Here is a 7,899-nt window from a genome sequence, read left to right as displayed (position 1 = left end):
GCGTCGTGCGCCGACGCCCGCCGCCAACCGCCCCGCTGCGCGACCGGCGGCCCAACCCGCCGCCCAGCCTGCGGCCAAGGCGCCGGCGCCCGCCGAGACCGGCCCGCGCCCCTACGCCCCGGCCCCTGCCGACGCCCCGGCGGCCGCGCGTCAGTCGGTGCAATAGGCGACGGTTGTCGCAAAGGCCTTGCGCGGCTATTCAGCCCGCTTCGATTTTTCGCGAGACCCTTCCATGTCCGACGTCCTGCCTGACCGCCTCTCGGTCGATCCCGACAGCCCCTTCCACAACGCCGAACTGCTGGCGCGCGGCGTGGGCATCCGCTTCAAGGGCGAGGAAAAGACCAACGTCGAGGAATACTGCGTCTCGGAAGGTTGGGTCCGCCTGGCCGTCGGCAACCGCGTCGACCGTCGCGGCAAGGCCCTGACCGTCAAGCTGCAAGGCCCGGTCGAGCCCTTCATCAAGGGCGAGTGATTTTGGGGCTGAGGGGAGGCGCGCCGCTTCTCCTCAGCCGTCATCCTCGAGCTTGTCCCGAGAATGACGGAGGAAGGATGGATCGGCGAAGCTGAGACTTTCGGTCGCAATCTTCGCCCGCTAGGGTCCGCGCCTGTCGTTTGAGTCTGGGAGGCGTTCTTGTCGTTCACTATCCGTCTGATGGCCGCCAGCGCTGTGGCGCTCGGCCTTGTCGCCACGCCGGTTCTGGCGCAGGACGCCCGCGCCATCCGCGCCGCCGAACAGGTGCGGGATCAGGCGCTGAAGGGCAATATCGCCCTCGACTACGTCACCCAGATCACCACCCGCTTCGGCCCGCGCCCGGCGGGCTCGCGCGCCGAGCAGGACGCCTCCGCCTGGGCCGCCGACTACATGCGCGCCCATGGCTTCCAGAACGTCCGCATCGAGCAGTTCCCCCTGATCGGCTGGGAGCGGGGCGAGGAAAGCGCTGAAATTCTGGGCGCACGCCCGCAGAAGCTGGTCGCCGCCGCGCTTGGTCATTCTATCGCCACCCCGGCCGAAGGCGTCGAGGCCGAGGTCGTCTTCTTCGATGGTCTGGACGCCCTGTTGGCGGCTCCTGCCGGGTCGCTGACCGGCAAGATCGCCGTGGTCGACGGCGGCCAGATGGTGCGGATGCAGGACGGCTCAGGTTACGGTCCTCTGTCGCGCATTCGCGGCGTCGGCCCGACCGAGGCGGCCAAGCGCGGGGCGGTCGCCTTCGTCATGCGCTCGGCGGGCTCGGACGAACACCGGATGCCGCACACCGGCACGACCCGCTATGTCGAGGGCAAGGTGCCGCTGCCCGCCTTTGCGCTCAGCGCGCCGGACGCCGATCAGATCGCGCGGCTGGTGGGCATGGGCGAGACGGTGCGCCTGCGCCTGAAGTCCACCGCCCACACCTATGAGACCCACAGCCAGAACGTGATGGGCGACATCGTCGGGGCCTCGCGCCCCCACGAGGTCATCGTCCTGGGCTCGCACATGGACAGCTGGGATCTGGGCACTGGCGCCATCGACGACGCCGCAGGCGGCGCCATCACCCTGGCCGCGGCCAAGCTGATCGCCGAGCAGGGCCGACCGTCGCGCACGATCCGCGTGGTGCTGTACGGCTCGGAAGAGGTCGCCCAGCCGACCGACCACGGCAACGGCGGCGGCGCCTATGTCCGCAACATCGGCGCGGACGTCGAGAAGCACGTCATCGCCGGCGAGAGCGACTTCGGCGCCGATCGCGTCTACGCCCTGGGCCTGCCGCCCGGCTCTCAGAACACCGACTTCGCCAAGATCGCGGAGGGCGTCCTGCGTCCGCTGGGCGTGCTGCCGGGCGAGGCCGAGCTGTTCGGCGGGGTCGATATCGGTCCCCTGGCGCGCGCGGGCGTTCCGGTCTTCGGCCTGCGCCAGGACGGTACGCGCTATTTCGACCTGCACCACACCGCCGACGACACCCTGGACAAGATCGACCCGGCCCAGATGACCCAGAACGTCGCCGCCTGGACGGCCCTGGTGCGTCTGATCGCCGATTCAGATGTGGACTTCCGGGCCGCCCGTGCGGCACAGGAGGCGAAGCGCTGAGGCGCGCGCCGCGAGCGTGGCGAAACTGGTAGACGCAGCAGACTTAAAATCTGCCGACCTTGGTCTTGCGGGTTCGACCCCCGCCGCTCGCACCATCTTCGGCCGGATCTGATTCGGCTGACGCCCTTAAGGGATTTGGTCCTGTGAGGCCGTTTCCACGCCTGCGTTCCTGAACGCAGGCGTTTTTTGCGTCTGCGGCCAAATGCTGTCCGGGCTCAGAGCCTTTGGCGCGCGCGTCCTTGTCGCTGCCGCATCCCTGCGTTCCGAAGTGTGATGTCGATGAATGCAGTTTTCATATTGGTACGATTTATGTATCGGAGATAGGTAATCGCTGACTATAAAGTATATTGTTATGAATATCATTTCAGTCGATTTTCTTCGCTATCAATATCGTATGTGATAATTGAGAGTCGAACTTCTCTCTTTTGACTGAAATTGATCTGAATGGCGTCGTCGTCATCGCCGGGGGCGTGCTGTTGTATACGCTGTGGTCGGGGTTCCGGGCCTCGGTGTTGACCGACTTCATTCAGGTCTGCGCCATGCTGGGCGCCGTGGTCGTGGTCATTCCGGCCATCTTCTTCGCTATGGGCGGGCCCAGTGTCTTCGTCGAGGGCGCATCCAACCTGACGCCGCAGCAGACCAGCTTCTTCTCGTCCGATGCCTTCCTGAACCAGGGGGCGCCCTATATCGCCGCCGTCCTGGCCTACGCCATCGGCAACCAGACCATCGCCCAGCATCTGTTCGCCGTGCGCGAAGACCTGATCAAGCCGACCTTCATCACCGCCACCGTCGGCCCTGTCGTCGATCATGATGGCCGACATCTATGGCCGGGCGGGCAAGCGCAAGGCCGATCCGCGCCTGATGCTGACCATCGGGCGGGCCACCATGGTCATCGCCACCGGGGCGGCTCTCTATTTCGCCGGGGCGCGGATGAACATCCTGGACCTGCTGGTCCTGGTCGGCGCCATCTGGGGCGCGCTGGTCTTCCCCGTCATCGCCAGCTTCTATTGGGAGAAGGTGACCAACAAGGCCTTCACCGTCTCGGTTCTGGCGGCGCTGGCGATCTTCTTCCCGGTGCGGTTCGGCTGGATTTCGATGGACGGCGCCGTCGGCTACGTTTTCGACGCCGTCGCCGTCGCCGTCGCCGTCGCCGTCGCCGTCGCCGCACCCGCCTTGGCCCGGACAGGCTCGCAACTTCCTCAATCCCGCTGACCGGAGATCGCCATGACCACCTTCTGGCTTACCGTCTATGTCCTGATGTGGCCCGTCATCGTCGCGGGCGTGCTGGCCTTCATCGCCCGCGCCTTCTTCCGGGAGTGGCTGGACGCGCATCGACGCGGCGAGCCGATGATCTGACGTCGGAGGGCGCTGCGGCCTCCTTTTCATAGCGGCGCTGTCTTGGCCCCGTCATGGCGGCGGCGTAGGGATTTGACGACTTTCTGCTTCGCTTGGTGTTCCCGATGATCCGCAGCCGCCTTCTCGCCTCCGCCCTGGGCCTGACCCTGGGCCTCGTCGCCCTGAGCGGAGCCGCGCAGGCGGCGGAGGCGACGGCCCCCGCAGCGGCGCCCGCGGCCGAACGGGCCTCGCCCTCGCTGATCGTCACCGTGGTGGTCGACCAGTTGAGCGCCAATCTGTTCAACCAGTACCGCAGCCAGTTCACCGGCGGGCTGAAGACCCTGGCCGATCAGGGCATGGTCTCGATCAACGGCTATCAGACCCATGGCGTGACCGTGACCTGCGCCGGTCACTCGACCGTCCTGACCGGCGCCCATCCGGCGCGCAGCGGCATCCCGGCCAACGACTGGATCGACACGGCGACGGGCCAGGAGACCTATTGCCTGGCCGCGCCGCAGAACACCCTGGCTCACGGCAAGAACACCGACAACGGCCCGGTCGGCCCCGAACAGCTGAGCGCCTCGACCCTGGGCGACTGGCTGAAGGCCGTCAGCCCTGAAAGCCGCGTCTACGGCGTGTCGGGCAAGGATCGCGGCGCCATCAACCTGGCCGGGCACAAGGGCGACGGCGCCTTCTGGCTGACCGACAACTTCGGCTTCACCACCTATGTCGAGCCGGGCCAGTCGGCCGAGGCGCGTCTGGCCCCGGTGGCGGCCCTGAACGCCCGGATGATCGACCGCTTCACCCGCCAGGCGCCCAGCTGGACCTATTCCAACGCCGCCTGCCGCCGTCTGGAAGGGCAGTGGACCATCGCGGGCCAGACCTTCGACTCCAAGGTGCCGCCGGCCAACTTCCGCCTCGATAACTCGCCGATCCTGGACGAGCTGACCATCGAAGGCGCGATCGAGCTGATGGACAGCCGGCAGTTGGGCCGTCGCGGCGTCACGGACATGCTGGGCGTCAGCCTGTCGGCCACGGACCGCATCGGCCACAGCTACGGCACCCAGGGGCCCGAGATGTGCGAGCAGATGCTGCGCCTCGATGCGGCCTTGGGCGCCTTCCTGGACAAGCTGTCGACCGTTCCGGGCGGCGCCATCGTGGTGCTGACGGCCGATCACGGCGGCTCGGACTTCCCCGAGCGCTCGGCCGTCGAGGGCTATCCCCATGCGGGCCGGGTGGATCGCGCCCTGCAGCCGCGTGTCAACGCCGCGCTGAAGGCCCGCTTCGGTCTGGACGCCGATCCCGTGGTGTCGTCGGCGGGCGGCTTCGTCATCGTCGACAAGGACCGCAAGTCCCTGCCCGAGCCGCTGCGTTCGCAGGTGCTGGCCGCCGCCCTGGAACTGCTGAACGCCGAGCCGCAGGTGGCGCTGGCGGTGTCGCGCGACGAACTTCTGGCCGAGCCTGTGCCGAACTCGATCAATCCCGAAGACCTGAGCGTGCGCGAGCGCCTGCGCCTGTCGGCGGTGGCGGGCCGTTCGCCTGACATCCTGCGCGCCTGGCAGCCGGGACTGACCGGCCAGGGCCGTGTCGGCGGCGCCATCTCCAGCCACGGCTCGCCCTGGGATTACGACCGCCGCGTGCCGATCGTCTTCTGGTGGCCGGGCGCCGAGGGCCAGGAGCGCTTCCTGCCCATGCGCACCATCGACATCGCCCCGACGCTGGCCAATCTGATCGGCGTCACGCCGGACGCGCCGATCGACGGCCGCTGCATGGACTTGCCGCAGTTCGCCAAGGGCCGCTGCGAGACGAAATAAGACGACCGGCCGCCATAACTTCGTGTTTCGCGGCCATAAACTCGTGTTTCCATGCCGGGAGGCGGTCTTACGTCTCCCGCATTTCATTGGCACAAGAGACTGAGAAGCGCTTCTGAGGGGAGGCGCCGGCCGTCAGAGCCACCAGAGGAAACCCGTTCATGCAAAGAGCCCGCCGCGCGCGCATCGTCGCGACACTCGGACCCGCCAGCCGTGCGCCGGGAACGGTCAAGGCGCTGGCGCAGGCCGGGGTGGACGTCTTTCGCCTGAACTTCAGCCATGGCTCGCACGACGACCACGCCGCCGCCCTCAAGGCCGTGCGCGGGGCCGAAATGGCGCTGAAGCGGCCGCTGGGCGTATTGGCCGACCTGCAGGGGCCCAAGCTGAGGCTGGGCCGCTTCGCTGATGTCGAGATCGAGGTGAAGCCGGGCCACCAGATGCGCTTCGACCTGAACCCGGCGCTGGGCGACGAGACGCGGGTGCAGATGCCGCATCCGGAAATCTTCAAGGCGCTGCGGCCGGGCATGCTGCTGCTGCTGGACGACGGCCGGGTGCGCCTGCGCGTGGGCGAGCGCACCGATGAATGGTGCGACGTGACGGTCGAGAGCGGCTCCAAGCTGTCGGACCGCAAGGGGGTGGCGGTGCCCGAGGCGGTCATTCCGGTCTCGGCCCTGACGCCCAAGGACCGCGAGGATCTGGCCTTCGCGCTTCGCCTCGGCGTCGACTGGGTGGCCCTCAGTTTCGTGCAGAAGGCCGAGGACATGGCCGAGCTGAAGAGCATCGTGAACGGTCAGGCTGCCTGCCTGGCCAAGATCGAAAAGCCTCAGGCCCTGAACGACCTCGAGAGCATCCTCGACTACTGCGACGGCGTCATGGTCGCGCGCGGCGATCTGGGGGTCGAGATGGACCCGGAGGAAGTGCCGGTCGCCCAGAAGAAGATCCTGCGCGCCGCCCGCCAGCGCGGCGTCCCCGCCATCGTCGCGACGCAGATGCTGGAATCGATGACCAGCGCCCCGGCCCCGACCCGCGCCGAGGCGTCCGACGTGGCCAACGCCGTCTATGAGGGCGCCGACGCCCTGATGCTGTCGGCCGAGACGGCGGCGGGCGACTATCCGCTGGAAGCCGTCGCCATCATGAACCGCATCATGGAGCGGGTGGAGCGCGACCCCCTGTGGCCGGGCCTGATGGACGCCGAACACGCGGGCATGGACATCGACGACGTCGACGCCCTGGTCGCGGCGGCGAGGAAGGCGGCCGAGGCGTCCTCGACCGCCTGCATGGTGGTGTTCACCACCCTGGGCGGCACGGCGCGGCGGATGTCGCGCGAGCGGCCGCTGCAACCGGTCCTGGCGCTGACGCCCAAGCCCGAGACGGCGCGTCGCCTGGCCCTGGTCTGGGGGCTGGAGCCGCGTCTGGGCGAACAGCCGACCTCGCTGGAAGGCCTGACCGACGATGCGGTCGAGGCCGCCATGCTCTACGGCCTGGCCGAGCCGGGGCAGCGCATCCTGATCCTGGCCGGAACGCCCTTCGGCGCGCCGGGGGCCGCGAATCTGTTGCGTCTGGCCCATGCTCCGGCCCATGCTGCCCCCCGGCAACACGGGGCGAAGCGCGCCCGCAAAACCTGACGGGGCGGAATGATCAAATACATCGGCTCAAAGCGCGCGCTTCTGGGCCAGGTGATCGGCGCGGTGCGGGCGGCTCAGCCGCAGGGCGGGACGGTCTGCGACCTGTTCTCCGGCACCGCGCGCGTGGGCCACGCGCTGAAGCGCGAAGGCTATCGCGTCTGGTCCAATGATCACAACGCCTATGCCCATGCGCTCGCCACCGCCTATGTCCAGGCCGACCGCGAGGTCTGGGCCGAACGGGCTGAGGCGGTGCTGGCGGAACTGCGCGCCGTGGCGCCCGCGCCGGGCTGGTTCACCCGCACCTATTGTGAGGAAGCCCGCTTCTTCCACCCCGACAACGGCGCCCGCATCGACGCCATGCGCGAGCGGATCGAGGTCATGGGGCTGGAGCCGGAGCTGAAGGCGGTCGTCCTGGTCGCCCTGATGGAGGCGGCCGATCGGGTGGATTCCACGGCGGGCCTGCAGATGGCCTTCATGAAGCAGTGGGCGCCGCGCGCGTTGAAGCCGCTGGAGCTGCGCCTGCCGGACCTGCTGCCGGGCGTGGCGGCGGGCTCGTGCGTGGCGACGCACGGCGATGCGGTCGAGATCGCCGCCGAGGTCGAGGCCGACCTCGTCTATCTGGACCCGCCCTATAACCAGCACTCCTACCTCGGCAACTATCACTGCTGGGAAAGCCTGGTGCTGTGGGACAAGCCGGAAACCTATGGCGTGGCGCGCAAGCGGGTGGACGTGAAGACGCGCAAGTCCGCCTTCAACAGCCGGCCCGGCATCGGCCCGGCCCTGCAGACCGTCATCGAGCGGCTGAGGGCGCCGAACCTGATCGTCAGCTTCAACGACGAGGGCTATCTGAGCCGCGACGAGCTGACGGCCATGCTGTCGGCGCGCGGCCATGTGCAGGTGGTCGAGATCCCGCGCCCCCGCTACGTCGGCGCCCGCATCGGCATCCACAATCTGAAGGGTCAGAAGGTCGGCTCCATCGGGCGGCTGAGGAATGTGGAATATCTGTTCGTGGTCACGGATCGGCCGATCGAACTGCCGGTCGCCGCCTGACGGGAACGAAAGCCGGGCG

At 68.4% G+C, this 7,899-nt stretch carries 7 protein-coding genes, 1 tRNA gene and 1 pseudogene; all 9 read left to right on the top strand.

From position 1 onward, the window contains the following. Window positions 1-232: 232 nt before the first annotated feature. The 9 genes and pseudogenes from EGK63_RS11395 (at window position 233) to EGK63_RS11365 (ending at window position 7,880) form a co-directional block, all read left to right on the top strand. Window positions 233-472 carry a DUF3297 family protein gene (locus EGK63_RS11395; protein ID WP_125901558.1) on the top strand — a complete coding sequence of 80 codons (240 nt, stop codon included), beginning with the start codon at window positions 233-235 and terminating at the stop codon, window positions 470-472. A gap of 180 nt (window positions 473-652) precedes the next feature. Continuing rightward, complete coding sequence (locus EGK63_RS11390; protein WP_125901571.1) at window positions 653-2,059, top strand: M20/M25/M40 family metallo-hydrolase; 1,407 nt, start codon at window positions 653-655, stop codon at window positions 2,057-2,059. 10 nt (window positions 2,060-2,069) lie between these two features. Then, window positions 2,070-2,154: transfer RNA gene (locus EGK63_RS11385), tRNA-Leu, on the top strand. A gap of 375 nt (window positions 2,155-2,529) precedes the next feature. Next, a pseudogene (locus EGK63_RS16605) lies at window positions 2,530-2,751 on the top strand (sodium:proline symporter); the annotation flags it as partial. 115 nt (window positions 2,752-2,866) lie between these two features. Continuing rightward, window positions 2,867-3,271, top strand: a complete 405-nt coding sequence (locus EGK63_RS16600; protein ID WP_207896369.1) for a hypothetical protein — start codon at window positions 2,867-2,869, stop codon at window positions 3,269-3,271. A gap of 12 nt (window positions 3,272-3,283) precedes the next feature. Continuing rightward, window positions 3,284-3,415 (top strand): putative transporter small subunit, encoded by a 132-nt coding sequence (locus tag EGK63_RS16780; RefSeq protein ID WP_243637664.1) that lies wholly within the window; start codon window positions 3,284-3,286, stop codon window positions 3,413-3,415. A gap of 104 nt (window positions 3,416-3,519) precedes the next feature. Beyond that, window positions 3,520-5,208: an alkaline phosphatase family protein gene (locus EGK63_RS11375; RefSeq protein WP_125901557.1), complete on the top strand. Its 1,689-nt coding sequence runs from the start codon at window positions 3,520-3,522 to the stop codon at window positions 5,206-5,208. Window positions 5,209-5,366: 158 nt separating this feature from the next. Further along, entirely contained in the window at window positions 5,367-6,830 is a 1,464-nt protein-coding gene (gene pyk, locus EGK63_RS11370) for a pyruvate kinase (protein ID WP_125901556.1), read from the top strand. Window positions 6,831-6,839: 9 nt separating this feature from the next. Further along, entirely contained in the window at window positions 6,840-7,880 is a 1,041-nt protein-coding gene (locus EGK63_RS11365) for a DNA adenine methylase (protein WP_125901555.1), read from the top strand. The last annotated feature ends 19 nt before the right edge of the window (window positions 7,881-7,899 follow it).

Origin of the sequence: Brevundimonas sp. 357, from assembly GCF_003938605.1 — a bacterium.
Classification (GTDB): Bacteria; Pseudomonadota; Alphaproteobacteria; order Caulobacterales; family Caulobacteraceae; genus Brevundimonas.
Note: the sequence above shows the minus strand (reverse complement) of the source record. Positions and strands in the feature narration are given on the sequence as shown.

Coding starts and splice junctions, on each gene's coding strand:
- EGK63_RS11395 (WP_125901558.1), top strand. CDS start 233: ATGTCCGACGTCCTGCCTGACCGCCTCTCGGTCGATCCCGACAGCCCC.
- EGK63_RS11390 (WP_125901571.1), top strand. CDS start 653: ATGGCCGCCAGCGCTGTGGCGCTCGGCCTTGTCGCCACGCCGGTTCTG.
- EGK63_RS16600 (WP_207896369.1), top strand. CDS start 2,867: ATGATGGCCGACATCTATGGCCGGGCGGGCAAGCGCAAGGCCGATCCG.
- EGK63_RS16780 (WP_243637664.1), top strand. CDS start 3,284: ATGACCACCTTCTGGCTTACCGTCTATGTCCTGATGTGGCCCGTCATC.
- EGK63_RS11375 (WP_125901557.1), top strand. CDS start 3,520: ATGATCCGCAGCCGCCTTCTCGCCTCCGCCCTGGGCCTGACCCTGGGC.
- pyk (WP_125901556.1), top strand. CDS start 5,367: ATGCAAAGAGCCCGCCGCGCGCGCATCGTCGCGACACTCGGACCCGCC.
- EGK63_RS11365 (WP_125901555.1), top strand. CDS start 6,840: ATGATCAAATACATCGGCTCAAAGCGCGCGCTTCTGGGCCAGGTGATC.